Source organism: Candidatus Pelagibacter sp. HIMB1587, assembly GCF_052047775.1.
In the GTDB taxonomy this organism is placed as follows: Bacteria; Pseudomonadota; Alphaproteobacteria; order Pelagibacterales; family Pelagibacteraceae; genus Pelagibacter.
The window spans coordinates 464,612-490,990 of record NZ_JBNAJJ010000001.1 but is presented as its reverse complement, the minus strand read 5'-3'; the positions used below and the strand labels follow the sequence as shown (position 1 = coordinate 490,990).

The window sequence follows — 26,379 nt, the reverse complement described above, 5'->3', positions numbered from 1 at the left end:
TAATGGAAAAAAAGTATCCTTCTAGCACAAAGGTAGTTGTTGTCGGAGGTGGTGTTATTGGTTGTTCCGTTGCTTATCACTTAACAAAATTTGGTTGGAAAGATGTTGTTCTTTTAGAAAGAGATCAATTAACATCAGGTACAACTTGGCATGCAGCAGGATTAGTTAGTCAGTTAGGACCTACAGCAGCCGTTACAAAAATTAGAAAATATACTTTAGATCTTTATAAAAAATTAGAAAAGGAAGTTGATCACTCAGCTGGTTTAAGAATTAATGGAGCCTTATCTATTGCTCAAACAGATGCTAGATGGCAAGAGCTTCAAAGACAAGCAACTACGGCTCAATTGTATGATGTTGATATTAAGATTTTAGATAAAGATCAAATTAAGAAAAATTATCCAATCATGTATACAGAGGATTTAAAAGGTGGAGTGTTAATGCCTGGTGATGGTGCAGCTGATCCAAGTGGTGTTACACACATGTTAGCAAAAGGTGCAAGATTAGGTGGAGCAAAATTATTTGAGCAATCACCTGTTGAAACAATATTAACTAAAAATGGTAGAGTTAGTGGTGTTAGAGTTAATGAGCAAGATATTGAATGTGAATATGTGGTCCTTGCAACAGGCATGTGGTCTAGACAAATTGGAGAAAAAATAGGAGTTAGTATTCCTTTATATCCTGCAGAACATTTTTATGTAATTACAGAACCAATTGAAAATCTTTCACCAACATTACCTGTAATAAGAGATTTTGACAGCAGCACTTATATTAAAGAAGATGCTGGAAAACTTTTAATTGGAATATTTGAAGGTAAATCAATACCAGCATTTAAAGATACCAACAAAGTTCCAGAAGATTTTTCATTTGGTGAATTTCCAGAAAATTTTGATCATTTTGAACCATATTTAGAAAAATCTATGAAGCGATTTCCAGTTTTAGAGCAAGCTGGAATTAGAAAGTTTTTTTCAGGACCAGAATCTTTTACGCCTGATACCAATTCTTTATTGGGTGAAGTTCCTGAGGTTAAAAATTTATTTGTTAGCTGTGGTTTGAATAGCATTGGTATTGGTAGTGGAGGAGGAGTTGGAAAAGTAACTGCAGAATGGTTAATGACTGGCCATATTAACGAAGATATTTTTAATTATGATATCAAGAGATTTCAAAAGTTTCATTCAGAATTAGGTTTTATTAAAGATCGTATTACGGAGTCACTTGGAGATTTGTATGGAATGCATTGGCCTTATAAACAACATAAAACATCAAGAAATGTAAAAAAACTACCATACCACAATGAATTAAAAAGTTTTGGTGCATGCTTTGGAGTTTCAGCTGGATACGAAAGACCAATGTGGTTTGCTCTTGATGGAGAAAAAGCAGAGTATGAATACAGTTATAATTACCAAAACTGGTATCCATCAGTTGAATACGAAACTAACAACACACTAACAAATGTTGGTCTATATGATTTGTCTCCTTTCTCTAAATTTGAAATTAAATCCGAGAAAGCACATGAAGATCTTCAGAGAATTTGCACATCAAATATAAAACAGGAACCTGGAAAATGTACTTATACTCATATGCTCAATAAAGATGGAGGAATAGAGACAGATCTTACAGTAGTTTGTATTGATCAAAATCATTTTAGAATAATTAGTTCTGCAGCAACAAGAGAAAGAGATAAATTTCATATTAAAAAGCATCTATCGGATAATGTTGAGTTAACTGACATTACTGATGATTATTGTGTGTTTGGAATATTTGGGCCAAAGAGTAGGCTGTTAATGCAAGATTTAAGCTCAGATGATTTTAGCAATGAAAATTTTAAGTTTGCAAATTCGAAATATATTGAAATTAATGGAACTAAAATATGGACTCAAAGATTATCCTATGTCGGTGAATTAGGTTATGAGCTTTATGTTAAAACTTCAGATTCTAAAAATATTTATGAGAAATTAATAGAAAAAGGTAAAAAATATAATTTATCTAATTGCGGAATGCATGCATTAGATACAATGAGAATGGAAAGTGGTTTTTTACACTGGGGTCATGATATTTCACCTGAAGAAAATCAATATCAAGCAGGTCTTAACTTTACTATTAGTTACAAGAAAGACTTTAGTTTTATTGGAAAAGAAGCATTGGAAAAAATAAAAGATAAAAAAATTGACAGGAAGTTTGCTATGTTTGTTCTTAAAAATAATGAACCAGGAAAACCCCTTCTACTTCACGATGAACCAATTTATAAAGATGATAAAATAGTTGGAAGAACTACATCGGGTAATTATTCTTTTAACTTCAAAAAAAATCTTGCATTTGGTTATATAAATAATGACTATTCAGATGATGAACTTCAAAATGGAAATATTTCAATTGAAATAGAGAAAATTAAATATCCTGCTGAAATTATCTTCAAACCATTAAAGCAAACTAATTTTAAAAATAGTTAATTAAAAAAACTATTGGTATTTAGCTGCAGTTATAAATTCACTGAAACTTTCACACCAAATAACTACAGTATTGTATTTACTTACGTCTACATTTGAAGGAACATCAACAACAAAGTTTTCAAAACTTTTAACCTCTGCAACATATTTAGCTTCATCTTTAATTGGTAAAAATTCATCTTCATGCTGTGTAAATTCATTTGTTAGATAAAGTTTGTAATCAGGCCCTGGTGCAATTGCGCCATTAACTGTAATTTTTGTATTTGAAATTGTAACTTTTGCTTCTCCCCAGTGTAACGGATCACTCCCTCTTAAATCTCTTATAAACTCAGTTTGATATTGAGATTTATTTTCATACTCATTAATTTTACTTATTTCCACTGACTCTGGTGCAGTTAAAATAGGTAGAAAATATACACCTAAGCCAAAGCCGATTATTAAAAAGAAAAAGTGACTGATAAATAGAAAGGTAATTTTTTTTTTCATAGGAAATTTACTTATAGTTGAAAGAGTTAGTAAATGTAGTATAAATCTTTCATTTTATGGCGGGGTAGCTCAGTTGGTTAGAGCGCGGGACTCATAACGATTCCTTGACAATCCTATAGTTTTAAAACTCACTAATTTCCTAACTTATTTTTATTTAAAATTAATTATTTGTTGTCTGTACGTACCATACACGTACTTTTTTCTATTTATAAAAGATACTAATGGAGAGACTTTTGGTGCAACTTTTTGTAAAAATAGATGATAAATGAAAAAAATTTCAGCTTTATTTATAATAAATCTTTTTCTTTTGAACTCTGCAATTGCAGATGTTTATTATTGCTCAGATAAAATTAAAAATGGCATACATAGCATTACTGGAAATGAGTCAGATTATATGCCAGCACAGATAAAGATTAGTCAATTCAAAGCCAAGATCAATTTTGATGAAGAGGAATTCAGCTCGAATGATTTGAAACTAACAAGTCTTAATTGCCAGAGAATACCTGGTCAAATTTCAATGACTTGCACAGGTGTATATGGTGACATAATTTCAATTGATGCAACAAATGTTAATTCTAATTCAATAAAATATTACAGAGCATCAACTTATGGAAGAGGTGATACACTGTTTGTTGCGAATGGAACTTGTGATAAGTTTTAAATGTTTGAATTTTTAGTGGCTTTAGAACTTACTGTATTAACTCTTTAACTCATTCAAGATTAGACTCATTTAATAAGCTTTGGTAAATTATTATTAAGAAATATGAACCAAGCTTTAATCAATTTTTTTATTTTTGTAGGTGTATTTAGTTTTTTTGTTTTTATTTGGCTTAAAGGAATAGAAAATGAAAGAAAAGGCGAAAAGATTAGAAAAAGAGCTTTGAAAAGAAAAAGTAAAACCAAAGAGAAGGAAGAAGATAAATCATGGATTACACTTCCAAATCCAGCAATGATGTTGATTTATGGTATTGGAATTATCTATTTAGGATCTCTGTTTTATAGTTTTACAATTCTGGCCAGTATTATTGGTCCATTTGGTTTAATTTTTCTTTTACTTTGGTTAATATCACTCAATAAAAAAAAAGAAGATAAATGAAAAAACTATTCCTCGCTATTTTATTCACGCTGATTTTAAGTGGAGGTGCTATTGCATCCACAATGTATTGCAAAGTGGATATTTCACATGTTTGTACTGAAACTGGTTGTAATGAGGTTAAATCCAGAATCTTTATAAACTTAGACACTGAGAGGAAAACTTATCAAAGAGGTGATGATAAAGGAATTGATACTTACGATATGAATATCTACAAATCTGGTACCTTTGTTATTGCAGAGATACCTGGAAGTGCATCACTTAAAATAGATACTCAGGATGATCTAAAGTTTGTTGAGGTAGTGCAACTTGGATTAAGGACTTGGAACAATTTTGGAGTCTGTAAATTAAACAATTAAATGACTTTAGCAGAATTATTATTATTTCTTATTTTTTCTGTTCTACTGGCATCCTATTTCAATTATTTTGGAGTAGAAAAAAAAAATAAATCAAGTTCTCCAGAAGTAATGCTTATAAGACTATTAATTTGGATAGCTTTAAGTGGTGCCATAGTATGGGGATTGTACAAAGTAATTAATATTTTTTAACAAACAATTAGTTAGAGCGCGGGACTCTCTGTTTAAAGCTCTAAAATTCTATAAAAAACTTTAAAAAAAAATTAATTCTGGTACGTATTTCACATTTTATTTTAGAATAAAATATTTTATTATCTAACAAGTCGCATAGAGGTTGAAATTTAGAACTTCTTAGATTGATTTATTTGCGTACCATATGCGTACCAAATGCTCCTGGCGGGGTAGCTCAGTTGGTTAGAGCGCGGGACTCATAAGCCCGAGGTCAGTGGTTCGATCCCACTTCCCGCTACCATTCTAGAAGTATTAGTCTGTTTTGCGTCTCTGAGGCGTCAATAGATATGGCTGGATATAGAAAACGGAATGGTAAATGGGAAGTTAGAATAAGAAGAAACAATTCTAAAAACTTATCAAAAACATTTATAAATAAAGAAGATGCTCAACGCTGGGCAAGAGAACAAGAGAGTAAGTTAGATAAAGGAATATTTGAAGATTTAACTGCTGCTAACAATATTCTGCTTAAAGATTTAATTAATCGTTACATCAAAGAGGTAGTTGTTAATAAAAAGAGCTATCAATCGGAACGATATAAAGCTCAAAAACTCTCAAAACATAAAATAGCAAGATTAAAACTTATTCAAGTTACACCATTAGTTTTAAGAGATTATCAGCAAGAGTTATTAAAGGAACTAAACCCAAGTACAGTTAATAAATATTTAACTTTAGTTTCTGTCTCGATTAAATATGCAAGGCAAATACTTGGAATATATCTTCCAACAAATCCTTGTGAGTTTATTAAACGTTTAAGAGAACCAGAGTTTAAAGGTGAAGTGATTGAACCTGATGAAGAAAAAGTTCTTTTAGAACAAGCGGAGCATTCAAAGGCTAAATGGTTAAAGTTAGTTATTATGCTTGGTTTAGATTGTGGAATAAGACGAGGAGAAATACTCAAGATTAGAAGAGAGGATATAGACTTTAAAAAACATACTGTGATTTTAAGAGAAACTAAAAATGGTTTATCTAGAAGAGTAGGTTTATCCAAAAGAGCTATGGATGAGATCAATAAACTTCCAATAAATATTAATGGAAAACTTATTAACTGTGAAAGAGGGGATACGATTGATTTTTATTGGCAACAGTTAAAGAAATGGACAGGAATTAATAAAAGATTTCATTCAACAAGGCATACCTTTGCAACAAGAGCATCTATGAACGGTTGGAGTATTACTGAAATATCTGCACAAGGTGGATGGAAGGACCTAAAAGTATTGAAAAGATATACCCATATTTCTGCAGAGCATTTAGCTAAGAAACTAAGATATTAGACTCAACCTTTAGTATTTGGTATTCTTTAAAATGCTTTGCCCTAGATGTAATTCTGCAAATACAAAAGAAATATCATTTAAATTTATTAAACAAAATAATTTTAACGAAAGATTATGGAAATGTTTTCAAGATAATTGTCTACATATATTCACTACAAGTGAAAAGATTGTACAAAGAAAGATTGAACCAAGAACATTGTGGAAAGAATATAGATTTGAGGAATATGCCCACACACTAATGCATAATGTATGCTTAAAATTAATAGAACATTTAAAATCCAAAAAATTATTAGATCGTTTTATACATAAAAACAATATTTTCCCTGACATAAATGTAAATAAACGAGGTGAGATAATTTTCAAAATATCAACTATCAAAAATGAAAAAATAGGAAAATTGATTTCACAACAAACTGTCAGAGGGCTTAAAGCACTGACAATTAGACAAATTCTTAAGAAAAAATCTTATTGGGAAAAATATGCTGAAATTTTTAACAAAGAAGCTTCAGAAGAGATTAAATTAAAGGAAAAAGATCAGTTTTTAAAATCCATTGTCCATCCAAAAACAGGTCTGTCTTCAAAAAAATATGATTTAGATTTTTTTAAAAAATCAAAGATGAGTGATGATCCACTATTCAATAGTCATTTCAATGCTATTTGGAAAATTTGGAAAAGAATTAGCTAATAAAAATTTATACTTCCAACTTCAACGTCCTTAAAATTAGGACGTCAGTATTTCAAAGTCTATAAAAAAGAAATTAAATTTCTAAATTGGAAACATGTTTAAAAAAATCAAACTAGTTTCAAATAATAATAATAGAAAGGAGAAATACTCAGACATTTGGTTAGATAAAATCAATCCTTTAGCTATTGCGAAATATGTTCAAGCAAAACATAATTACGCAATAAGCTGGAGGGCTGCATTGGCAATAGCAAACGCAGATATTTCAAATTGTTATAAAGACCTAGTTTTACGAGAGGAAAAAAATAACTCAAAGGAGGAAATAATGGAGGGTGAATGCGAAGAGAAAAAATAACTAAAGAACATAAAAAACAAATTAAAATACTTGATCGTGTAACTGAAAAAGCAGTTCGTAGAGTAGAAAAAGAAGGAAGAGGCAAACAAAGAAACTATATCGATGAATGGTTTAGATATATCGAATTAGTTAATCAGGGACTGAAAAAATACTTAAATTAAGGAGGGAAAATGATTGAGGAAAGAAATGAAATAAAAAAAAATGAGCATACAAGACACACACATTGTTTCAGCTGTAAACAAAATATTAATTCGCAACAGTACGATGTTTGTGAGGACTGCAAAGGAATAGTTTGTAGCTGTGGATCTTGTTTTTGTGAATGGGGGGATGATAGATATGATTACTAATATGATCTCTAATATCAAAGATAATTCCAAAAAGTTTATAAGAAAACAAGCAATCGAAAAGGTAAAAGAAAATATTACCTACCAACAAAAAAATGTTTCAGATTATTCTAAAGAAGAACTTAGAACATTTATTCTTAAAGAAGAAAAAAGAATAATTAAAGGAGCTGGTTTGAAGAGTGTTTTAGTAGCTGCTGGAGCAATGGTTGGAATAACATACATATAATGGTCAAATTCTTTGTAAAACAATTTCTATATGGAAGAGTGTATTTATGGTTTAAGCCTAAGATTTATGGTTTGCTTTTTCTGATATTAGCCATCAGTTCAATATTTTATCTGCATAATGAATATCTTACATATTTGGAAATAAACACTTATAATTATCTGGTTGGAATTTCTTTTATAATAAAAAACCTTTTAATCATTCTCTTAGTAATTGGTTATTTTGCTTTTCAATATTTTTTAAATAAATCTAAAGATAAAATTGAAGAGTTTGAAAAAATGATAATTGAGGATAAGAATTGTGTATCTTCAATAGATCAATTTTTAGAACTAGATGAATTAAATAGAAGTGATTAAGATTTTAATAGCAATAGAAGCAATTTTACTTTTGAGTTTTATATTTTAGATAACAAATTAGACTCTATTAGACACTAATTAATCTATTTGATATTATTTGATAATGAATGTTTCAAAACTTACCAAAGTAAAGATCAAAGATATTTGGAAAACAGAAGATAAAGATTTTACGCCTTGGTTAGTAGAAAATATTGCACGATTAAATGAAGATATTGGATTTAATATCCAAGATCCTCAGAAGGAAAATAGATTAGAAAATTTTATAGTTGATATTGTAGGAGAAGATGACGAAGGCAAAGTTATTATAGAAAACCAATATAATAAATCTGACCACGATCATTTGGGTAAGTTGTTAACTTATTTAAGTAATGTCCAGGGAACTAAGAAAGCAATATGGATTGTAGAAGAAGCAAGAGCTGATCATGTGAATACTATTAACTGGTTAAATGAAAACGTTGAAACTTGTTCTTTTTATTTAGTTAAAATAGAAGTTTTTAAAATTCAAGATAGTCCTCCTGCAGCAAATTTTGATTTACTTGCAGGACCTAGCGAAACTACAAAAATAAAACAAAAAATAAATATTGAGGACTCAAACAGAGGTAAAGCTAGATATAATTTTTGGTCAATGTTTCTTGAAAGATCTAAGACTAAAACGAATATGTATGCAAACACAACTCCAAGAATATACTCTTGGCTAGGTATCAGTTCTGGTTTACGTGGTGTTGGTTATAATTGTGCTGTAGGAAAAAACTCAACCCAAGCAGAGATTTATATTGATAGGGGAAAAGAGACACCTGAAGAAAATAAACAGATTTATGATGCTCTTGAGAAAAACAAAGATGCTATAGAAAAAATATTTGGTCAAAATTTACAATGGGAACCTCTTCCAGAAAGTAGAGCATGCAGAATAAAGGCAATTATAGAAACAGGTGGTTGGCAAGATGAGGATAAATGGGAAGAAATACACGATCAATTAATTGAAAATTGTATAAATATAAAAAAATCTTTTGATCCATATATCAAGGAGTTATTAAAAAAATACTAAATGGAAACTTGGCAAATAATTCTAACAGTCATAATTGTTCTACTTTCAATAGTCATGCCTATTTATTACTCATCTGAAAAAAAGAAAAAAGCACAAGAAAAAGAGCTTCAGAAAATCAAAATGTACGGAGAAAGAATTAATAATTTCACACGTGAACATAAGTGATCAAAATTTAAAACCTGAAGTAATAGATTTAGAAGGTATTTGGTATCGAGGAGGTTTTGGATTTAAACTTGAAAAGGATAAAACTGGATCAGTTCACGATAATTTTGAACATGATATCTGTCCCAATATCAGTGATCAAAAGCTTATAAAATTTTGGAATAATATTGAAAAATTAGGAGTATGGAATTGGCATAAGAAATATCCATATTGGAAACAAAAATATGAACCACTGACTGATGGTTGTTCATGGCAATTAAAACTAAGAAACAGAGAAGGTAAAGCCAAATTCTGTAAAGGTTATGAAAGTTTTCCAAGGAATTTTAAAAAATTGATAAATGAGTTAAATCACTTATTCGAGAGCGATGTGGAATGGAGATAAAATAGATCGTTTAAATTGTTAATAAGAATGTCTCTACCAAGTATTTACCTAGAAAATTAAGCAATTAGACACTACTCTTAGAGTTTGATAATTCTATTAAAATGGCTTTAAAAAAAACAGATCTATATGCTTCCATATGGGCTTCTTGTGATGAGTTACGAGGAGGTATGGATGCTAGTCAATATAAAGACTATGTCCTATTTATGCTGTTCATTAAATATATTAGCGATAAGTACGGTGATGCTCAAACATTTGCACCACCCGTTATAATTCCTAAAGGGGCTAGCTTCAAAGATATGGTCGCGCTAAAGGGAAATTCTAATATTGGTGAAAAAATTAATACACAAATAATTCAACCTTTAATAAATGAAAATACAAAACTAAGTAGTGGTGATTTTCCAAATTTTAATGACTCAACTAAGTTAGGTGAAGGAAATGATAAGGTAGAGCGTCTTAGCAACCTTATAGCTATATTTGAAAATCCTGGGCTTAATTTTTCTAAAAACAACGCAGAGAACGATGACATATTAGGTGATGCTTACGAGTATTTAATGAAACACTTTGCAACTGAGAGTGGGAAAAGCAAAGGACAATTTTATACGCCGTCAGAGGTCAGTTATATTATGGCTAAAGTAATTGGAATTTCCCCAGAAAATTCTAAAGCGAGCACTACAGTTTATGATCCAACATGTGGATCTGGTTCATTATTATTAAAAGTAGCCGCTGAAGCTGCAAAACAAATAACATTGGAAGGTCAAGAAATGGATGTTACCACGGGAGGTTTAGCTCGTATGAACATGATATTACATGATTTTCCAACAGCAAATATTTTAAGTGGTGGCAGCACAATATCAGCCCCTAAGTTCCTTGATGGCAATGAACTCCGAACTTATGATTATGTGGTAGCAAATCCTCCTTTTTCATCAAAGACTTGGAGCACTGGTATAAATCCAAACAGTGATCCTTATCAGCGTTTTACTTGGGGAGCACCTCCTCCAAAACAAGGTGATTATGCTTTTCTTTTGCACATTATCCGTTCAATGAAATCTAATGGTAAGGCTGCATGTATTCTCCCACACGGTGTTTTATTTCGTGGAAATGCTGAAGCTGTTATCAGAAAAGAATTAGTTAAATCTGGATTTCTCAAAGCTATAATTGGATTACCAGGAAATTTATTTTTTGGAACAAGCATCCCTGCTTGTATTTTGGTTCTTGATAAAGAAAACGCCTCAGCACGTAAGGGTATTTTCATGATTGATGCTAGGAATGGTTTTAGAAAAGATGGATCTAAAAATCGACTCCGTGACCAAGATATATATAAAATTGTTGATGCGTATAACAATTTAGTTGATGTTTCGGGTTATTCAAGAATGGTAACTTTTGAAGAAATTTCAAATTCTATTAATGAATATAATTTAAACTTACCACGTTATATAGATAGTTCTAAACCAGAGGATTTACAGAGTATTGAAGGCCATTTACGTGGAGGTATCCCAGAATTTGATATTGAAAAATTAAATTCTTATTGGAAAGTTTTTCCAAGTATAAAAAACTTGTTATTTGAAAAGACTGGGCGCCAAGGTTTTTTAAAATTAAAAGTACCTATTAAAGAAGTTAAAAATAAAATATTTACACATCCAGAATTTAATACGTATATTAAACTTACCAATAAAGTTTTTAATGACTGGAAAAAATTTTCCAATCCTCATTTAAACAATTTTAAAAAAGGCAGTATTACAAAACAACTAATTAAATTAATTTCAGAAAATTTACTTTCTCGATTTAAATCAGTGCCATTGGTTGAGCCGCTTGACATATACCAAAACCTAATGGATTATTGGTCTGAGACTATGCAAGATGATTGTTATTTAGTATCGAGTATTGGTTGGAAACAAAGTATTTTACCTCATGAAGTTACTAAAATTAAAAATTCTAATGGTAAACTTGTGTGGCCAAAAGAGGAATATGATTATTTAAAAGGAAAGCGACGTTTTAAATCTGATTTAATTTCTAGAGCAATTTTAGTTGAATATTTTTTTAATCCAGAGCAAAAAAAAATTGATTCATTTAAATCAGAACTGTCAGAAATTGAAATTGATATTCAAGAAATTATTGATGAAAATATTGGCGAAGATGGTCTGTTAGATGATTTAGTAGAAGGTGAAGAAGATAAGCTAAAGATAACTTTAAAATCTGTTAAAGCACGACTTAAAGAAATTAATGAAGATAAAAATTTTATTGATGAACATACTTTACTTAAAAAATGTGAAGACATTTTAGTAAAACAATCTGCAATTAAAAAGAAAATTAAAAATACATCAGTTGATCTTGATAATAAATTAGAAGAAAAATATTCGAAACTTAAAGATGAGGAAGTAAAGTTTTTAGTTATTGAAAATAAGTGGTTAAAAATATTATCTTCTTCAATGCAAAATGAACTTGATTATGTTTCTGAAAAACTTTACTCAAGTATAAGAGAGTTAGCAGAGCGTTATGAAACGCCATTACCCATATTAATAGATGAAGTAGATAATTTTTCTAATAAAGTTGAGGAACATTTAAAAGGCATAGGGAAATTTTGGAAATAATATCAAAAGATAATAATACTAAGGAGAATACAATCCCTAAAGACTGGGAATATAAACTACTTTCTGATGTAGCTCCTTTACAACGTGGCTTTGATCTTCCAAATAGCAAGATTAAAAAAGGCCATTTTCCAGTAGTTTACTCAAATGGTGTTGAGAATTATCATGATGAGTCAATGGTAAATGGACCAGGAGTTGTTACTGGTCGTTCAGGAACACTTGGTGAAGTTCATTTTATTGAAAGCAGTTATTGGCCACATAATACAACTTTATGGGTTACGAGTTTCAATCAAAACGATCCTAAATTTATTTTTTATTTATATAAATTCATAGGGTTCGAGAGATTTGCATCCGGCTCTGGTGTGCCTACTTTAAATAGAAATGATGCACATATTTTTAAAATTGCATTACCCAAAAGTAAGAATGAACAAAAAAAAATTGGTTTAATATTAACTGATATTGATTTGTTGCTTAAAAGTTTGGATAAACTTATTATCAAAAAAGAGAATGTAAAAAATGCAACTATGTATCAGTTGTTTTCTGATGAAGTTTGCACTTTAAACAATAATTACAAATGGAAAGAATATTATCTTGAAGAACTGGCTGTTATATCAAAAGGACGTCAATTAAATACAAATGAAAAAATTTTACAAGAAGATTTCCCTCATTATAATGGAGGAATTTACCCATCATCATTTACAAACAAAGTGAATAGACCACCAAATACTATTATAATAAGTGAAGGTGGAAATTCTTGTGGCTATGTCCAAATTATAAACGAACCTTTTTGGTGTGGTGGACACTGTTATTCTATTAAGCCATTTTCTGTTGATAATAATTTTTTATATTATGCCTTAAAACAAAGACAAAATAAAATTATGAAATTAAGAGTAGGCTCGGGTCTTCCTAATATTCAAAAAACTAATCTTGAAGTATTTAAATTAAAAATCCCTGAGGAAATTAATTATCAAAAACAAATTTCTAAAATTTTATTAGATATGGATAAGGAATTAATTTCTCTTAAATTACGCCGTGATAAAACGGCTAAATTAAAGGAAGCAATGATGCATGAATTACTATCAGGAAAAACTCGTTTAGCAAAATCGGATTTGATACATGACTGAAAAGTCTCGTCCAGAACGTAAAACTCAAAATCGAGTTATCGATTTGTTCACAAATGAAAAAAATTCTAATTATTTAGGATATGAGTATTTAGGGGATCGCAGTAAAAATGAAAATAATCAGTGTATTGAAACTGAGTTATTAAAAACAAATTTAACAAAACGTGGATATTCTGAAAAACTAATTTCAGCTGCTCTCTATGAGCTTCAAGTAGCAACTGATGTTACAGGTAGATCTTTATATCAAGCAAATTTACGTACCTATCAGCTTTTACGATATGGTGTTTCAGTTCAAATTTCTGTTGATAAAACTCACGAACAGGTACATTTAATTGATTGGGAAAATCCAAAGAATAATGATTTTGCATTAGCTGAGGAGGTTACACTGCGCGGAGGATATGAGCGACGTCCCGATATTGTACTTTATGTAAATGGTATTGCTGTCACTGTAATTGAACTTAAACGTAGCTCAGTTGATGTTGCTCATGGTATACGTCAACTTAGAACCAACCAAGAAAAAATATTTAATGAAAATTTTTTTCCAACTGTGCAATTATTATTTGCTGGTAACGACTCTCAAGGTTTACATTATGGTACAGTAACTACTCATGAGAAATTTTATGTAAAATGGAAATCTTCAAATAATAATTTTTCTACCCCAGGTGCATTACTAGATTATCCTTTAATCGAGATGTGTGAAAAATCTCGGTTACTTGATTTAATAAGAAATTTCATCATTTTTGATGCAGGAATTAAAAAAGTTCCACGACAACATCAATTTGATGGAATTAAAGCAACGCAAGAGCGCATTAAAAAGCAGGAAGGTGGTGTGATCTGGCATACACAGGGTAGTGGAAAAAGTATTTTAATGGTTCTTTTAGCTAAATGGTTATTAGAATATGATCCAAATGCTAGAGTTCTCATAGTTACAGACCGTGATGAACTCGATAAGCAAATAAGTGATGTCATGCAAGATACGGGTGTAGTCAGTTCTAGTGCACCATCTCCCCGTATCACTTCACGAGATAAAATGGTTGAAAAGCTTAAAGCAACATCACCAAGGTTGTTGTGTGCGTTGATACATAAATTTGACCCAACAGATCTTAATGGACCACCGCCAGAAATTTTTGGAAAGTTTTATGTTTTAGTTGACGAATGCCATCGAACACAAGGTGGAGACATGAACAAACAAATGAAGCGTTGGCTTCAAAATGGAATATTTGTAGGATTTACAGGTACTCCTTTATTACAAAAAGATAGAAAAACTACACGAGAAATATTTGGTACATATATTCATACGTACAAGTTTCATGAAGGTGTTGAAGATGGGGTAGTTCTCGATCTCAAATATGAGGCGCGCGATGTTCCACAAAAGCTTACTAAACCAAAAGCTATTGAAGATTATTTTGAGAGCAAAACCAAAATGTTAAATAAGGTTCAAAAAGCAATTATTAGGCATCGATGGGTTACGATGGAGAACTTAATGAGCGCTGCTGAAAGAAAAGAGAGAATAGCAGCAAGTATAATAATAGATTTTGATACCAAACCACGTTTGAACAATAATCGTGGTACAGCAATTTTAGTAGCTTCTAGTATTTATGATGCTTGCCATTATTTTCGTATTTTTAAAACAAAAGATTTTGGAAAGTATTGTGGTATTATTACATCATATGAGCCAAATGCTGGAGTGATTTCTAGTGAACCTGACAATAGTGATGAAAGGTATAAATTCGATACTTATAAAAACTTTGTTTTAAAAGAAAATCAAACAACTGAGAAATACGAAGAAACAATTAAGGATCTTTTCATTGATGAACCAGCTAACATGAAACTTCTTATTGTTGTGGATAAACTATTAACTGGTTTTGATGCACCAAGTTGTACATACATTTATCTTGATAACAAACTTCACGATCATACGTTATTTCAAGCTATATGCCGTACTAATCGTTTAGATGGTGAAGATAAGACTTATGGGCATATTGTAGATTTTAAAAAACTTTTTGAAAAAGTAAAAGAAGCTATTGCAATCTATAACTCTGATGAATTAGATGTAGATGCTGGAAATAGTGGCTCTAATAACATTGAAATAAAAGAATGGGCTACAGAAAGTAAAAAACGACTAGATGAAGCACGTGAAAAATTAAAATATTTATGTGAACCTGTACCTAAATCTTCAACTGGTGTTCGTGAGATAGAACATTATTTGCATTATTTTTGTGGTAAAGCCGACGATCCTAGTGCATTGGATGATACTGAAGATTTACGTGTTTCTTTCTACAAAACAGTATCTACCTTTATAAGATCTTACAGTGATATAGCTCAAGATCTTAACGAGGTAGGATATGACGTTAAAGAAGTGGATGAAATACAAAAAGAGGTAAATTTTTATACTGATGTTCGTTCAGCAATTAAAAATTATTCCAATGAAGAATTAGATGTAAAACCATATGAAGCAGATATGCGTCATTTACTTAACACATACATACAAGCTGATTCTGTAGATGAAATTGGTGATTTGCAATCATTATCCCTAGGTGAATTAATAATAAAGACCGGCATACATGATGCGATTGCTCGTAAAATAAATCAAAAAGGTATACTTTCAAACAATAATGTTGCGGAAACTATTATTAATAATATTCGATCAACAATTGTACGTAACAAACTAACTGATCCAAAATTCTATGGTGAAATTTCTAATCTCTTAGATGATTTAATTAAGCAAAATCGTGAAGACATAAAACAATATGAATTGTTTTTGAAAGATGCTGAAGAACTTTTTAAAAAAATGATGAAAAAAGAATATATGGATAACATTCCATTGGATCTTCAAGGAAAGACTGAAGCTATAGTTATATATAATAATTTATTTTCACTCCCAAAAATTAATTTTCAATTACCTAAATCTGATACCGTTAGAGCCGAATTAGCACTGAAGATAGATAAAGCTATAAAGGATAATGCACCTGCAGGATGGAGAGGGGATCAAGTACGAGAAAGTCAAGTTCTTAATTTACTTTTTCCTATGTTAGAAAAGGATCGTGAGGCAACAATGGCATTATTTGAAATTATAAAAAATCAAGATGCGTATTAATGGAAAAAAATATTCAACTAAATGAAATATCAATAAAAATTGTACGTAAAGATATAAAGAATACTCATCTTTCAGTATACCCACCGAATGGTCGTGTAGTATTGGTAACACCAAAAAAAACCCGTTTCGATGTGGCTCGTGCTTATGCAATATCAAAAATTAAATGGATCCGTACTCAGAAAGCTAAGTTTAAGGAGCAAATACGTGAATTTCCAAGAAAGTTTGTTGATCGTGAGAGTCATCAAGTATGGGGTGATTATTATTTGATGAAGGTTAATTATGAAAAAAAAAAACCAAATGTAATATTAAGTAACAAGGAAATTATTTTAACAGTTCGCCCAAGATCTAATCAGAAAAAAAGATCACAGATAATTGAAAGTTGGCAAAAATCATTGTTATATGAGTATGTTGATAGTTTAATTAAAAAATGGGAAAAAAAATTAAACGTTAAAGTTAAACGTCATTTTATACGAAAAATGAAAACAAGATGGGGCAGCTGCAATAAATCTTTAGGTCATATTCGCCTTAATACCGAATTAGTTAAAAAACCAAAAGAATTAGTTGAATACGTTGTTGTACACGAAATGACTCATCTAATAGAGACTAGGCATAATAATCGTTTTATAAAAATTCTTGATAAGCATTGTCCATTTTGGCGTGATCAACGTTCTGAATTGAATCAATTGCCTTTATCAGCAGAATTTTTTAAAAAAAATTAATAAAATTTTTGTCTTGAAATAACCCACAATTAAGAGTCACTATTTAAGTTAAATGTGACTCAATTGTGTCTCCTATAATCTCCTAATCTTGAATAATAACTTTTAACTGTTATATGAATATCACTACCTAATTTTTTACAGGTAATTGAAACTGTAATCAGAGTAGTCGTGGTGAAGTGAAAAGAGTTACAAGGTTGCATAGCCTGAACACTTCGAGACGTTACCTAAAGTTCGAGAGGACTCAGAATAAGTCCTGCATCTCTTTGAAAAAGATAGATCAAATTTTCTACTGATAATTACAATTGGTACAATTATGTTGAAAACTTTTTTAGAGGGAAATATTGAATATTTACACAGAGATATTTGGACTATTGGTGGCCACCATACTAGTCTGTCCCATACTACAACCGACTTTCATCTAACCTGTACCAACTGTTAATGAAAATTATTGAGTGACGGAGGTGTTTATCAGGCACCTCCCCACTCGAAAACATTAATAGGAAATACAATGTCACAAAGTAATAATAAAAAAGATAACATAGGTCACAACTCTAACAGATCTATCAGTCAAGAAACATACGAGAAGTTAGCAAATCGTTTTATGCATATAATCGAAGTTGTTAATAATAATCTCACACAATTAGAAAAAAGATATTGGGAAGCATTTACCAAATATCCTTATCAGTCCAAATACGATCATTGTGGAAGTCACAAGAAACTACGTGAGCACGAAGTTCACGAACAAAAAATATCTGCAGATAAACAGTTATTGAAATTAAAAAAAGAGCTCTATGCAGAGGAAGATAAACTTTCAGAGCAATTAATGACTAAGTACGGAATTTCTGTAATGAGTGAAAGGCAGGAATCAAACAAACGTATCGAAGAAGAAATAGCTGCTGAGGAGGGAAAAGATAATGAGTAAACTTCCTGATCATCTACAACCACTATATGATGAACTTACCGTCCAATATAAGGACGGTAGGTTTACTAATGAGAACAACACCTTTGATTTCAAAACTGCAAAGGAAGCTGTTGAGCACAATGCACAAATGGAGAAGTTTGTAAGAGGGTTTGATTTCAAACCAACGAGTACAAAACCTTTCAAAGATAGAGTTCAAAAATCTAAATCTAAACCTACACAGTTGCAGTTAGATTTTAATCTAAATTTATTAGATGAACTGAACGGTATTAGACAAGGTTTGCAAAATCTAAAACAATCTAGAAATCCAGTTAAAACTAAACCTGCAACAAGCTCAGGTTTGAATTACCTAATGGGGTTAAAAGATGAGTAGAGATTGGAGAAAGTTTAAAAAAGTTCACCAGGCCAAAGGCTCACTGTGGGATCAATTCAAAGACTCTAAAATACTAAAACCAATTTTATTGAAATGGTTGCCGGTAAAACCACGTAAAACAAAAATATGTGAATGTGGTCGAGTTGAACATAAACAAGTTAGTAGTCTCGCATTAAAGCAAGTTAATATTATTCAAGATCTATCTGAAGCTATTGCATATCAAGAAAGAGATCGTGAAGAAATTAAAGATAATACCCTGCAAGAGTTAAACAAACTCAAAGATGAAAACACAGAATTATTAGATCAAGTTGCATCACTAAAACATGATTGGGAAATGTGTGATGCTGCTGCTGATAATCATTTAGCAAAAGTTAAAATTCTCGAAAAAGTAAATGAAGAACTAAGAGAAGAAATAGCAAAGTTAACGAAGCGATTGGAGGTAATGAAACATGTTAACTAAAAGAACAATTAACAACATAGAAAAATCTATGCCGGCAAGAGATGGAGTATCACTTGCTAAAGATATCAAAGATATCGAATTTGATCTGCTTAAAGATCTTGCTGATACAATCAAAGAAGACTTTGAAAACAGCAAAGAGAAAGGTGAGTCATTGAATGAGTGGCTTGATAGACAACCTGATGAATATTTTAAAAGAATACAATTATCCAATGGTGGAGTTGTAGATCTAGCAAAATATCGAAAATCTAAAGAGCCTAAGATCAAGAAGTTAAACCTTGCACAAGGTGATTATGATAGAGCTGTAGTAGATGTTCAATCTCAGTCTGATCGTGACTTGATTAAAAAACTTTTAAAGATGTCAGGAATAAATGTTGGAGGATCAGATGAGTAATGATCTTGCCCCAATATCTGCATTGTTAAAAGCAGACGCAATAATCTTTTCGAGTGACTTTGGCAGAAAGGCCATTCAGGAGAGTTGGACGGTACGTTTAAACAAACAGATCAAACAACTTGATCAAGTTAAACCGTTTCAAAATATAAACATAGCAACCGGACGAGACAGTTTGATAGTTGATGTTGATCTAGATTGTCCGGAAGCTTTGCAATTAGCTGATTATTTCCTGCCTAAGACTGAGCTAGAATTTGGTAGAGAGAGCACACTGAGGTCTCACAGGCTGTTTAAAGTGATAGATCTGCATAAGAACCATACTAGAAAATATTTTAGTTTCGCAGACAAATCAAAGTCTATGCTTGTAGAGATTAGAGCTAATAAGCATTACACAATGTGCTTTGGTCAGTATGACAATGAGGAAAAAGTTATCTGGTCATCAACCGGTTTACCAACTGAAATAAGTTGGGAGGCTCTAAACAAAGCTTGTGCATTGTTAGGTGTAGCATGTGTGATATTTCGTAAATATTCTAATGAGGGTTTACGTAACGAGTATATCAGGAAAATAGTAGCATCACTCTGGCATCATAAAGTTGAAAAAGCTGATTGTGAAAAAATCATAACTGCATGTGTAACTGTTGCAGGTGATGATGTTACTGAAAGACTTGCACGTGTTGAAGATGTTTACAAAAGAGATAGATCTGATCAACTACAGGGATTACCTAAGCTTGCTGAGGAGTTTAATTGGTCTGAAGATGAAGTAAAAGACTTCAAGAAACTTTTGTTTAAGATCACTGGTAGAGATGCACTGCCTGAGTACACAAACACATTCGTAGAGAGAATTGCTTACATGATGAAGCAAAAAAAATACTACGATCTTGAAGATAAAGAGATGTATGATGCAGAAGCTATTGACGTTAAATATTCTAAATATTTTGACGGTAAGTACACACCTTTAAAATTTTGGAAACAGCATAAAGATAGCAAAGTCTGTGTTGATTTTACCTACAAACCAAATGATCTAAATAGATTTGTTCATGTAGATAAAAAGCTAATGATCAATGTATATGAGAAGCATCATCTACAACCTGATCCAAAAGTAGATACTGATATATTCTGGGCATTATTAAAACATGTAATACCTCATGAAGAATACAGAAATCATTTTATAAATTGGCTGGCATTTCACTATCAAAATCCCGGTGTTAAAATTAGACATGCTGTAATCCTGCAGTCAGATGAATTTCAATTAGGTAAAGGAAGTTTATTTGATCTGCATAGAGATATACTTGGTCTAAACAATACTAGAAAAATTGAGTTAGCTGAGGCATTGGATAAAGGTAAAGGTTTCTTGGTCAATGCACAAACTGTATTGATTGATGAAGCAAAGAGTTCCGGATCATGGAGTGAAAAAGCAATGCTTATAAATACACTGAAGACAATTATAACGGAGGGATCTATAGGTGTTAGACAGCTCTATAAAGAGTACACAGAGCAAGATACTTGTACTAACTACTGGATCAATACTAACTACAAAGATGCATTTCCACTTCCCTATAACGAAGTGAGATACTTTGTATATTTTAGTCCTGCAAAACGTAATCAACAAATGCTTGAGGAGTTTCATTTGCATAGATTAAATCATAATCTTGCAGGTGGTGTTTTAGCTGAGATGTTAGATAGAGATCTAAGTAAGTTTAATCCATTGGCACCGGCACCACACACACCATATCGTGATGAGATGTCTGGTTTAGCAGATAGACCATTGAATGACTTTATAAAAGAACAATTTGAGCAAGGAGTATTTCCATTTGATAGAGATCTACTTACTACAATTGAATTGTTTGATTATCTTAAATCTGAGAAGCGAATGAAAGTTACTCGAATGCAAGAAGTAACTAGAGCACTTGAAAACATTGGAGGCAAACAGAAGAAGCAATGTCCTGTTGCAAAAGTTGCAGATCGGGCAACGATTTGGATTATTAGAAATCATGATCAGTATGCAAATCTTACTGCAGCTGAACTTGGTAGAAAATACCCACCATTTTATTTTGATAGCAAAGGAGGAAACTAATATGTCAAAAAAACAAAGGTATCAGGTACCTAAAACACCTGAGCAAGTATTGAAGCGTATCATGAATGACTTTTCAAAATCTAGAAGAAGATGCGAGGAAGTATTTAAAGCTAATGGAGAACAACCAAAATACCCTCATGTTGACTATGAGGAGATGCGAAAAATCGTTCAAGATAACTTTGGATATCTAGGAGTTAAAGTAAGAGAATGGAAACGAAAGAATACTTAATATTTCACAATTAGACTCTCTGTTTAGGATTTGGTAATCTTGGATTATGGAAATTTCTGCGATTGAATTCATTGGCTTAATTGCAATAGGTGGTGCAATATTTTGGATTGGTTTTCAATTAAGTCCTCCAAATACAAAAGAAATTAAAGTAGATTGGGTATCTCCAAAAGTAAAAAAACAAAGAGCAAAAAAAAGAAGAAAAATTAAATGAAGAGATTTCTATCAATTGTAACTCTTAGTTTTTTGCTAGGTGGGAGTGGTTATGCTGAATGTATTCAAGGTAATTGTTTGAATGGAGAAGGAACTTATTTATATCCCGAGGGAGAAAAATATGTTGGTAGTTTTAAAAAAAGTAAAAGACAAGGGTATGGAATTTATACCTATCCTAGTGGAGCAGTATATACCGGGGATTTCAATGAAAATTTAAAACATGGTAAAGGGACTTATATTTTTAGCAATGGAACTACTTATGTAGGACAATTTGATAACGATAAATTTCATGGATATGGAACATTTACTTATCCAAGTGGAACAGAATATTCTGGAGAATTTATAGAAAACAAAAGAGAGGGGCAAGGAACATTGATTACTCCTAATGGATTTAAATATGTAGGAAATTTTTTAGATGATAAATTTCATGGTAATGGAATTTTAACAACAGCCAATGGATCAAAATATGAGGGAGAGTGGATGAATAATTATCAACACGGTAAAGGAACTTATATGTGGCCTAATGGAGATAAATATGTTGGTGAGTTTAAATTTAATAAAATGGATGGATTTGGAATTGCCACTTATCAAAATGGTAATATAATTGAAGGATTTTGGAAAGAAGGTAATTTAGTAAAAAAAAGATGAGATTTTTAATTAAATTATTAATATTTGTAAGCTTATTTAATGTATCTAAAAGTTTAGCAAATGGACATACTCCATTTTTAATTAAAGAATTAAAAAATACTGAATCTAAAATATATAATTTATACGTTAAGGATTTTAATACATTTCTTGAAAATTTTGATAAAGACTTTTCAAGCTGTTCTAAAAGAACTCATTCTAAAATGACATTCTTAATCGATCTCACAGATTGTTGGCATAATTTATTTTCTAAACATATTAAAAGGAATAAAATTAACATTAACGAAAATATACTCGATGCTGAATACGATTGGTATTTAAGCACAAGAAGAGAAGCCACAATAATACACCAAAAATGGCTATATAATAAAAAGAAAGCAGATGTGGAGAGTTATAATTTTTTAGAAAATTCAATTAAAACCATGGATGATTTGTTTTCGTATATGAAAGATGAATGGACTAAATTTTCTATAGAGGAAAATAGACAATATTATGCTAAAGAAAACGAAAAAAACAAAGGTTTACCAAATATAGATGATTCTGAAATTATTGCGGCATCTTCAGGAACAGGTTTTTTTGTTTCAACTAAGGGACATATAATATCTAATCACCATGTAGTAGATGGTTGCGCTTCAATAACTCTTTCATATAAAGGCAAAGAATTTAAAACTAATATAATTGCTATTGATAAGAAGAATGATTTAGCAATTTTAAAAGCAAAAGTAAACCCAGGCAAAGTTTTTTCAGTTGCAAGAGAAGATGCTGAATTATTAGAGGACGTAATTATTGCTGGTTTTCCTTTAGGGAAAAAAGTCAGTACAACAATCAAAACATCCAAGGGAAGCATAACAGCCCTTGCGGGTTATGGAAACAATTATTCAGAGTTTCAAACAGATGCAGCTTTAAACCAAGGCAACAGCGGTGGCCCTATTATGAATCAAAAAGGTAATGTTGTTGGTGTTGCAGTAGCAAATTATGGAAAAAAAGCAGGAGTAGAAAGTTTTAATTTTGGGATTAAGTCCTCAACTTTAAGAACATTTGCTAACTCTAATGGATTTAAGTTTTTATTGCCAAATAGCAGAGAAATGTCAAATAAAGATCTTGGAAAACTAATAACTGATGGTACTGTTTATTTAGAGTGCTACATGACAGTTGCAAAAATAAAAAAAATGATTGCTGAAGAAAATAACCGAAAAGCATTTTTTAATAGATATCAATAATGAAAAAGATTCTATCGGTTTTGTTTCTCAGCTTATTATTTAATCTTAACGTTAAAGCAGATAGTTTTTTAAAATACAGTGAATTTAAAGAATTAATGCAATCAGATTATAATACTGCCAAATGGTATATCAGAGGTCTTTTAGCAGGTAACAATAGTCATTCTATTTATGGAAAAATTACTAATCCAAATAATCAAAAATTATATTGTCCACCTAAAGACTTAAAATTAACTATTAAATTATCCATAGATATTATTAATGAAGAAGCTGAAAGGTTAAAAAAAAATTCATCTGAAAATGTAGAGGAATCTTATGTCCCATTACTATATATTTGGGGCATGCAAAATAATTTTCCCTGTAAATAGTTAGACAGTAAGTTATTTAGTAATATTATCTTTGTAATCTTTTTTTATTATTTGAATTATATAATTTAACAACAAAACACCAAAACCACCTAATAACCAAATCTCAGAATATGATTTAGCACCCTCAATATCTCCCATCAGTAAAGATCTAAAAGCCATAATTACAGCAAAAACTAATAAACCTACTCCTGATAATATTAAAAGACGACTAAAATCATTATTATTTAAATCGTTATTTTTTTTTGTTAAAAATCCAATTGCTATTATAGATAAACTTATACCTAAATAAAAAAATTCAACAAATCTATCTAAACTAGAAGTCAGAGATAGTAGTGAAAAAAAACTTCCAATAATGATAATTATAACTTTTAAAAACATCTAGATCTTTATAATAACATAGTTATTCAATTATTAAATTGTTTAAAACAATCAAAAAATTAGCTTTAACGAAAATCCAAACATAACTAGCCACGTAACCTGCATATTTAGCATATATTAACATCTGATTTATTTAATACACAGCTACACAGTAAACACGGCTAATTTCACTTTCGTCAAAAAAATAATACGCAATTAGAAAAAAATAAAAAAGTTTTCTACACTTTGCAATTTAGCTGTGTCATCCGTGTATGCGTGTATTGAAACTTAGCTTTTTTTAACTTGAAAAAGTTTTGCAGACGTCTGCGAGGCAGTCAAATGTTACTCTAAGTTACGTTAAATTATTCCCTGCAGTTCCCCAATTGTTACCCAATGTCACCTACTAATGTAGGCTAATGTATACCGGTAATCCCTGATGCCGGATACTCTGTTCCTGTTGCGTGGTAGGTGTTTTTTGTAAAATGCTTCAGGAAACACGACTTGCATACCTCTAAGGATAGGCAGGGTAACATCAACTAAAATGCAAGGGAATTTTCACTACAACATAAAATAATTCGGAGTAACTGATTCTTAGAATTCAGAGTAAATTTTAAGTTAATACAGCATCTAAAATGATCTTGAGTAGAGCATAAAGACCAAAGCCTAACGGCACAATGCAAACAATAAAGACAAAAATCCAAGTTAGATATTTTATTAACCAATCAGGCATTATACTGCTTTCACCATTTTTGCGTTAGCGTGATAACAGCTCTTACATATACTGCCGGTGTTGTGCTCAAATTCTGAGAATACTATTGTGAAATCTCTTTTAGCTATTTCAGTTCTATCATTATTGCAGAAAATACATCTTCCATAATCTATATTTTCAAATACTGATTTATGATTTTCTTTTCCTGTTCCTCTATACCATGCCATTTAAAATAAATTTTTATAATATTTTTTTTGTAATAAATATTAAAATGAATAAGTTTTTCACAACACTAGATATGCGAATGTTAGACAATATAGATCTATATAGGGACTCCTAAATTAAAAATGTGGGGTACTGGTTAGATAAATTTGCTATTTTTGAGATTGCAGTGGTACCTCTTTAAAATGTAATATAGATAAATGTTAATAAAAACTATCTCAAGAAACGGAGAATTTTCTAATCAAGAGTGCCCAATTTGCAACTCTAAGGTTGTTTCATTTGTTTCAAATGATTTAAGAGATAACGAACCAGTCATAGATGATTGTGGCCACTTAATTTTTATAGGGTTTTCCAATACTGATATTACACATTTTGATAAAGAAAAAATTGAAAACAAAATAAACCATACTGATATTGATGAATTAAAAAAAAATTTTAATAGTGACGAATATACTTGCATAATTTCATCTTTTAAAAATGATGAAGAAGCTTACGATACTCATTATATTTTTAAGAAGTAACTACTGAAAATCCTGCTCCAATAGTGCTCCAATGACATTGGTTCTTGACTAAGTTTCTTTAATTTGATTCAATATGTATAGAAAGGAAAGAGAGCATTTACAGGAGTAATTGCTTTAGAGTGAGTGAGCAGGGTTCATGGCGATAGACTCATAAGCCCGAGGTCAGTGGTTCGATCCCTCTTCCCGCTACCATTCAATGTCCTGGAAATTCAATTAAATTTTCAACTTTATAGTTTTTGTTAACCAAATTATCAGACCCACCTAAATCAAATAAATTAATAACAAAAACAAATGCAGCCACTTTTGCATCACACATTTCAACTAATTTACCAGCAGCTTCTGCAGTGCCACCTGTTGCAATTAAATCATCAATTATTAAAACAGACTCATCTTTTAAAATAGAGTCTTTATGAACCTCAATTGTTGCAGTTCCGTACTCTAGTTCAAAATCCACAGAATGTACTTCAGCAGGTAATTTATTTTTTTTTCTCAACATTATGAAAGGTTTTTTAAGAATATAAGAAACTGCAGAAGCAAACACAAAACCTCTTGATTCTATTGCAGCAATTTTATCAATTTTGTATTTTTTAGATCTTTCAATAATTTGATTAATCGTTTCAGCAAAAGCTTCCTCATTTTTAATAAGAGTAGTTATATCTCTAAACAAAATGCCTTTTTTAGGATAATCAGGAATTGATCTAATATGGTCTTTTAAATTCATAATACTTTATTATA

At 30.7% G+C, this 26,379-nt stretch carries 34 protein-coding genes and 1 tRNA gene; 31 read left to right on the top strand and 4 right to left on the bottom strand.

Translation table 11 applies throughout. From position 1 onward, the window contains the following. Positions 1-2: 2 nt before the first annotated feature. Positions 3-2,447 (top strand): GcvT family protein, encoded by a 2,445-nt coding sequence (locus ACTTBE_RS02810; RefSeq protein WP_440677059.1) that lies wholly within the window; start codon positions 3-5, stop codon positions 2,445-2,447. 9 nt (positions 2,448-2,456) lie between these two features. Here the strand turns inward: ACTTBE_RS02810 and ACTTBE_RS02805 are convergent, their stop codons facing one another. Continuing rightward, positions 2,457-2,930, bottom strand: coding sequence for a DM13 domain-containing protein (locus ACTTBE_RS02805; RefSeq protein WP_440677058.1), 474 nt, complete (start codon positions 2,928-2,930; stop codon positions 2,457-2,459). A 265-nt stretch (positions 2,931-3,195) separates the two neighbouring features. On the opposite strand from ACTTBE_RS02805, the gene ACTTBE_RS02800 reads away from it, so the two are divergent. From ACTTBE_RS02800 to ACTTBE_RS02660, 29 genes are all read left to right on the top strand, one after another. Beyond that, positions 3,196-3,591: a hypothetical protein gene (locus ACTTBE_RS02800; protein ID WP_440677057.1), complete on the top strand. Its 396-nt coding sequence runs from the start codon at positions 3,196-3,198 to the stop codon at positions 3,589-3,591. A 102-nt stretch (positions 3,592-3,693) separates the two neighbouring features. Further along, a complete protein-coding gene (locus ACTTBE_RS02795; protein WP_440677056.1) occupies positions 3,694-4,026 on the top strand; it encodes a hypothetical protein in 333 nt (110 codons plus the stop codon). A gap of 62 nt (positions 4,027-4,088) precedes the next feature. Continuing rightward, on the top strand, positions 4,089-4,382 hold the full coding sequence (locus tag ACTTBE_RS02790) for a hypothetical protein (protein ID WP_440677055.1): 294 nt from the start codon (positions 4,089-4,091) through the stop codon (positions 4,380-4,382). Beyond that, a complete protein-coding gene (locus ACTTBE_RS02785) occupies positions 4,383-4,571 on the top strand; it encodes a hypothetical protein (RefSeq protein WP_440677054.1) in 189 nt (62 codons plus the stop codon). It abuts the gene before it with no gap. 203 nt (positions 4,572-4,774) lie between these two features. Then, positions 4,775-4,851 (top strand) — tRNA-Met (locus ACTTBE_RS02780). Positions 4,852-4,897: 46 nt separating this feature from the next. Then, on the top strand, positions 4,898-5,881 hold the full coding sequence (locus ACTTBE_RS02775) for a tyrosine-type recombinase/integrase (protein WP_440677053.1): 984 nt from the start codon (positions 4,898-4,900) through the stop codon (positions 5,879-5,881). A 31-nt stretch (positions 5,882-5,912) separates the two neighbouring features. Beyond that, positions 5,913-6,566: a hypothetical protein gene (locus ACTTBE_RS02770; RefSeq protein ID WP_440677052.1), complete on the top strand. Its 654-nt coding sequence runs from the start codon at positions 5,913-5,915 to the stop codon at positions 6,564-6,566. A 94-nt stretch (positions 6,567-6,660) separates the two neighbouring features. Further along, positions 6,661-6,918 carry a hypothetical protein gene (locus ACTTBE_RS02765; RefSeq protein WP_440677051.1) on the top strand — a complete coding sequence of 86 codons (258 nt, stop codon included), beginning with the start codon at positions 6,661-6,663 and terminating at the stop codon, positions 6,916-6,918. Continuing rightward, positions 6,900-7,079, top strand: coding sequence for a hypothetical protein (locus ACTTBE_RS02760; protein WP_440677050.1), 180 nt, complete (start codon positions 6,900-6,902; stop codon positions 7,077-7,079). Before ACTTBE_RS02765 ends, ACTTBE_RS02760 begins: the two co-directional genes overlap by 19 nt. Positions 7,080-7,088: 9 nt before the next feature. Next, on the top strand, positions 7,089-7,265 hold the full coding sequence (locus ACTTBE_RS02755; RefSeq protein WP_440677049.1) for a hypothetical protein: 177 nt from the start codon (positions 7,089-7,091) through the stop codon (positions 7,263-7,265). Between the two features lies 1 nt (position 7,266). Further along, complete coding sequence (locus ACTTBE_RS02750) at positions 7,267-7,488, top strand: hypothetical protein (RefSeq protein WP_440677048.1); 222 nt, start codon at positions 7,267-7,269, stop codon at positions 7,486-7,488. Next, positions 7,488-7,841 (top strand): hypothetical protein, encoded by a 354-nt coding sequence (locus tag ACTTBE_RS02745; protein ID WP_440677047.1) that lies wholly within the window; start codon positions 7,488-7,490, stop codon positions 7,839-7,841. The genes ACTTBE_RS02750 and ACTTBE_RS02745 overlap by 1 nt, the downstream gene beginning before the upstream one ends. 103 nt (positions 7,842-7,944) lie before the next feature. Then, positions 7,945-8,886 (top strand): DUF4268 domain-containing protein, encoded by a 942-nt coding sequence (locus ACTTBE_RS02740; protein ID WP_440677046.1) that lies wholly within the window; start codon positions 7,945-7,947, stop codon positions 8,884-8,886. Further along, complete coding sequence (locus ACTTBE_RS02735; protein ID WP_440677045.1) at positions 8,887-9,051, top strand: hypothetical protein; 165 nt, start codon at positions 8,887-8,889, stop codon at positions 9,049-9,051. Then, a complete protein-coding gene (locus ACTTBE_RS02730) occupies positions 9,038-9,430 on the top strand; it encodes a hypothetical protein (RefSeq protein ID WP_440677044.1) in 393 nt (130 codons plus the stop codon). Before ACTTBE_RS02735 ends, ACTTBE_RS02730 begins: the two co-directional genes overlap by 14 nt. Before the next feature lie 101 nt (positions 9,431-9,531). Next, positions 9,532-12,018, top strand: coding sequence for an N-6 DNA methylase (locus ACTTBE_RS02725; protein ID WP_440677043.1), 2,487 nt, complete (start codon positions 9,532-9,534; stop codon positions 12,016-12,018). Continuing rightward, positions 12,009-13,139 carry a restriction endonuclease subunit S gene (locus tag ACTTBE_RS02720; RefSeq protein ID WP_440677042.1) on the top strand — a complete coding sequence of 377 codons (1,131 nt, stop codon included), beginning with the start codon at positions 12,009-12,011 and terminating at the stop codon, positions 13,137-13,139. Before ACTTBE_RS02725 ends, ACTTBE_RS02720 begins: the two co-directional genes overlap by 10 nt. Further along, positions 13,132-16,233: a type I restriction endonuclease subunit R gene (locus ACTTBE_RS02715; protein ID WP_440677041.1), complete on the top strand. Its 3,102-nt coding sequence runs from the start codon at positions 13,132-13,134 to the stop codon at positions 16,231-16,233. The genes ACTTBE_RS02720 and ACTTBE_RS02715 overlap by 8 nt, the downstream gene beginning before the upstream one ends. After that, positions 16,233-16,952 (top strand): M48 family metallopeptidase, encoded by a 720-nt coding sequence (locus tag ACTTBE_RS02710; protein ID WP_440677040.1) that lies wholly within the window; start codon positions 16,233-16,235, stop codon positions 16,950-16,952. The genes ACTTBE_RS02715 and ACTTBE_RS02710 overlap by 1 nt, the downstream gene beginning before the upstream one ends. A 448-nt stretch (positions 16,953-17,400) precedes the next feature. Further along, the gene (locus ACTTBE_RS02705) at positions 17,401-17,874 is read left to right on the top strand and encodes a hypothetical protein (RefSeq protein WP_440677039.1); all 474 of its coding nucleotides are present in this window, start codon (positions 17,401-17,403) and stop codon (positions 17,872-17,874) included. Then, positions 17,867-18,244: a hypothetical protein gene (locus ACTTBE_RS02700; RefSeq protein WP_440677038.1), complete on the top strand. Its 378-nt coding sequence runs from the start codon at positions 17,867-17,869 to the stop codon at positions 18,242-18,244. Before ACTTBE_RS02705 ends, ACTTBE_RS02700 begins: the two co-directional genes overlap by 8 nt. Next, the gene (locus tag ACTTBE_RS02695; RefSeq protein ID WP_440677037.1) at positions 18,237-18,704 is read left to right on the top strand and encodes a hypothetical protein; all 468 of its coding nucleotides are present in this window, start codon (positions 18,237-18,239) and stop codon (positions 18,702-18,704) included. Before ACTTBE_RS02700 ends, ACTTBE_RS02695 begins: the two co-directional genes overlap by 8 nt. Next, positions 18,694-19,095, top strand: a complete 402-nt coding sequence (locus ACTTBE_RS02690) for a hypothetical protein (RefSeq protein WP_440677036.1) — start codon at positions 18,694-18,696, stop codon at positions 19,093-19,095. Before ACTTBE_RS02695 ends, ACTTBE_RS02690 begins: the two co-directional genes overlap by 11 nt. Next, entirely contained in the window at positions 19,088-21,166 is a 2,079-nt protein-coding gene (locus ACTTBE_RS02685; RefSeq protein ID WP_440677034.1) for a primase-helicase family protein, read from the top strand. Before ACTTBE_RS02690 ends, ACTTBE_RS02685 begins: the two co-directional genes overlap by 8 nt. Before the next feature lies 1 nt (position 21,167). Beyond that, positions 21,168-21,395, top strand: a complete 228-nt coding sequence (locus ACTTBE_RS02680) for a hypothetical protein (RefSeq protein ID WP_440677033.1) — start codon at positions 21,168-21,170, stop codon at positions 21,393-21,395. A gap of 46 nt (positions 21,396-21,441) precedes the next feature. Further along, positions 21,442-21,606, top strand: coding sequence for a hypothetical protein (locus ACTTBE_RS02675; RefSeq protein WP_440677032.1), 165 nt, complete (start codon positions 21,442-21,444; stop codon positions 21,604-21,606). Beyond that, positions 21,603-22,253 carry an MORN repeat-containing protein gene (locus ACTTBE_RS02670; RefSeq protein WP_440677030.1) on the top strand — a complete coding sequence of 217 codons (651 nt, stop codon included), beginning with the start codon at positions 21,603-21,605 and terminating at the stop codon, positions 22,251-22,253. Before ACTTBE_RS02675 ends, ACTTBE_RS02670 begins: the two co-directional genes overlap by 4 nt. After that, positions 22,250-23,470, top strand: a complete 1,221-nt coding sequence (locus tag ACTTBE_RS02665; protein WP_440677029.1) for a S1C family serine protease — start codon at positions 22,250-22,252, stop codon at positions 23,468-23,470. Before ACTTBE_RS02670 ends, ACTTBE_RS02665 begins: the two co-directional genes overlap by 4 nt. Beyond that, positions 23,470-23,835, top strand: a complete 366-nt coding sequence (locus ACTTBE_RS02660) for a hypothetical protein (protein WP_440677028.1) — start codon at positions 23,470-23,472, stop codon at positions 23,833-23,835. The genes ACTTBE_RS02665 and ACTTBE_RS02660 overlap by 1 nt, the downstream gene beginning before the upstream one ends. A 12-nt stretch (positions 23,836-23,847) precedes the next feature. Here the strand turns inward: ACTTBE_RS02660 and ACTTBE_RS02655 are convergent, their stop codons facing one another. Next, positions 23,848-24,213 (bottom strand): hypothetical protein, encoded by a 366-nt coding sequence (locus ACTTBE_RS02655; protein ID WP_440677027.1) that lies wholly within the window; start codon positions 24,211-24,213, stop codon positions 23,848-23,850. A gap of 708 nt (positions 24,214-24,921) precedes the next feature. Beyond that, positions 24,922-25,128, bottom strand: coding sequence for a hypothetical protein (locus ACTTBE_RS02650; RefSeq protein WP_440677025.1), 207 nt, complete (start codon positions 25,126-25,128; stop codon positions 24,922-24,924). Positions 25,129-25,323: 195 nt separating this feature from the next. On the opposite strand from ACTTBE_RS02650, the gene ACTTBE_RS02645 reads away from it, so the two are divergent. After that, positions 25,324-25,644 carry a hypothetical protein gene (locus tag ACTTBE_RS02645; RefSeq protein ID WP_440677024.1) on the top strand — a complete coding sequence of 107 codons (321 nt, stop codon included), beginning with the start codon at positions 25,324-25,326 and terminating at the stop codon, positions 25,642-25,644. Positions 25,645-25,837: 193 nt separating this feature from the next. Here the strand turns inward: ACTTBE_RS02645 and ACTTBE_RS02640 are convergent, their stop codons facing one another. Then, positions 25,838-26,365, bottom strand: a complete 528-nt coding sequence (locus tag ACTTBE_RS02640; RefSeq protein ID WP_440677023.1) for an adenine phosphoribosyltransferase — start codon at positions 26,363-26,365, stop codon at positions 25,838-25,840. Positions 26,366-26,379: the final 14 nt, after the last annotated feature.

Excerpts from the sequence above, each read along its gene's own strand:
- ACTTBE_RS02770 (WP_440677052.1), top strand. The coding sequence starts at position 5,913 with ATGCTTTGCCCTAGATGTAATTCTGCAAATACAAAAGAAATATCATTT.
- ACTTBE_RS02660 (WP_440677028.1), top strand. The coding sequence starts at position 23,470 with ATGAAAAAGATTCTATCGGTTTTGTTTCTCAGCTTATTATTTAATCTT.
- ACTTBE_RS02655 (WP_440677027.1), bottom strand. The coding sequence starts at position 24,213 with ATGTTTTTAAAAGTTATAATTATCATTATTGGAAGTTTTTTTTCACTA.
- ACTTBE_RS02650 (WP_440677025.1), bottom strand. The coding sequence starts at position 25,128 with ATGGCATGGTATAGAGGAACAGGAAAAGAAAATCATAAATCAGTATTT.
- ACTTBE_RS02665 (WP_440677029.1), top strand. The coding sequence starts at position 22,250 with ATGAGATTTTTAATTAAATTATTAATATTTGTAAGCTTATTTAATGTA.
- ACTTBE_RS02795 (WP_440677056.1), top strand. The coding sequence starts at position 3,694 with ATGAACCAAGCTTTAATCAATTTTTTTATTTTTGTAGGTGTATTTAGT.
- ACTTBE_RS02725 (WP_440677043.1), top strand. The coding sequence starts at position 9,532 with ATGGCTTTAAAAAAAACAGATCTATATGCTTCCATATGGGCTTCTTGT.
- ACTTBE_RS02645 (WP_440677024.1), top strand. The coding sequence starts at position 25,324 with ATGTTAATAAAAACTATCTCAAGAAACGGAGAATTTTCTAATCAAGAG.
- ACTTBE_RS02810 (WP_440677059.1), top strand. The coding sequence starts at position 3 with ATGGAAAAAAAGTATCCTTCTAGCACAAAGGTAGTTGTTGTCGGAGGT.
- ACTTBE_RS02745 (WP_440677047.1), top strand. The coding sequence starts at position 7,488 with ATGGTCAAATTCTTTGTAAAACAATTTCTATATGGAAGAGTGTATTTA.
- ACTTBE_RS02680 (WP_440677033.1), top strand. The coding sequence starts at position 21,168 with ATGTCAAAAAAACAAAGGTATCAGGTACCTAAAACACCTGAGCAAGTA.
- ACTTBE_RS02715 (WP_440677041.1), top strand. The coding sequence starts at position 13,132 with ATGACTGAAAAGTCTCGTCCAGAACGTAAAACTCAAAATCGAGTTATC.
- ACTTBE_RS02710 (WP_440677040.1), top strand. The coding sequence starts at position 16,233 with ATGGAAAAAAATATTCAACTAAATGAAATATCAATAAAAATTGTACGT.
- ACTTBE_RS02690 (WP_440677036.1), top strand. The coding sequence starts at position 18,694 with ATGTTAACTAAAAGAACAATTAACAACATAGAAAAATCTATGCCGGCA.
- ACTTBE_RS02790 (WP_440677055.1), top strand. The coding sequence starts at position 4,089 with ATGTATTGCAAAGTGGATATTTCACATGTTTGTACTGAAACTGGTTGT.
- ACTTBE_RS02775 (WP_440677053.1), top strand. The coding sequence starts at position 4,898 with ATGGCTGGATATAGAAAACGGAATGGTAAATGGGAAGTTAGAATAAGA.
- ACTTBE_RS02695 (WP_440677037.1), top strand. The coding sequence starts at position 18,237 with ATGAGTAGAGATTGGAGAAAGTTTAAAAAAGTTCACCAGGCCAAAGGC.
- ACTTBE_RS02640 (WP_440677023.1), bottom strand. The coding sequence starts at position 26,365 with ATGAATTTAAAAGACCATATTAGATCAATTCCTGATTATCCTAAAAAA.
- ACTTBE_RS02760 (WP_440677050.1), top strand. The coding sequence starts at position 6,900 with ATGCGAAGAGAAAAAATAACTAAAGAACATAAAAAACAAATTAAAATA.
- ACTTBE_RS02700 (WP_440677038.1), top strand. The coding sequence starts at position 17,867 with ATGAGTAAACTTCCTGATCATCTACAACCACTATATGATGAACTTACC.
- ACTTBE_RS02675 (WP_440677032.1), top strand. The coding sequence starts at position 21,442 with ATGGAAATTTCTGCGATTGAATTCATTGGCTTAATTGCAATAGGTGGT.
- ACTTBE_RS02805 (WP_440677058.1), bottom strand. The coding sequence starts at position 2,930 with ATGAAAAAAAAAATTACCTTTCTATTTATCAGTCACTTTTTCTTTTTA.
- ACTTBE_RS02735 (WP_440677045.1), top strand. The coding sequence starts at position 8,887 with ATGGAAACTTGGCAAATAATTCTAACAGTCATAATTGTTCTACTTTCA.
- ACTTBE_RS02670 (WP_440677030.1), top strand. The coding sequence starts at position 21,603 with ATGAAGAGATTTCTATCAATTGTAACTCTTAGTTTTTTGCTAGGTGGG.
- ACTTBE_RS02755 (WP_440677049.1), top strand. The coding sequence starts at position 7,089 with ATGATTGAGGAAAGAAATGAAATAAAAAAAAATGAGCATACAAGACAC.
- ACTTBE_RS02800 (WP_440677057.1), top strand. The coding sequence starts at position 3,196 with ATGAAAAAAATTTCAGCTTTATTTATAATAAATCTTTTTCTTTTGAAC.
- ACTTBE_RS02685 (WP_440677034.1), top strand. The coding sequence starts at position 19,088 with ATGAGTAATGATCTTGCCCCAATATCTGCATTGTTAAAAGCAGACGCA.
- ACTTBE_RS02750 (WP_440677048.1), top strand. The coding sequence starts at position 7,267 with ATGATCTCTAATATCAAAGATAATTCCAAAAAGTTTATAAGAAAACAA.
- ACTTBE_RS02785 (WP_440677054.1), top strand. The coding sequence starts at position 4,383 with ATGACTTTAGCAGAATTATTATTATTTCTTATTTTTTCTGTTCTACTG.
- ACTTBE_RS02765 (WP_440677051.1), top strand. The coding sequence starts at position 6,661 with ATGTTTAAAAAAATCAAACTAGTTTCAAATAATAATAATAGAAAGGAG.
- ACTTBE_RS02740 (WP_440677046.1), top strand. The coding sequence starts at position 7,945 with ATGAATGTTTCAAAACTTACCAAAGTAAAGATCAAAGATATTTGGAAA.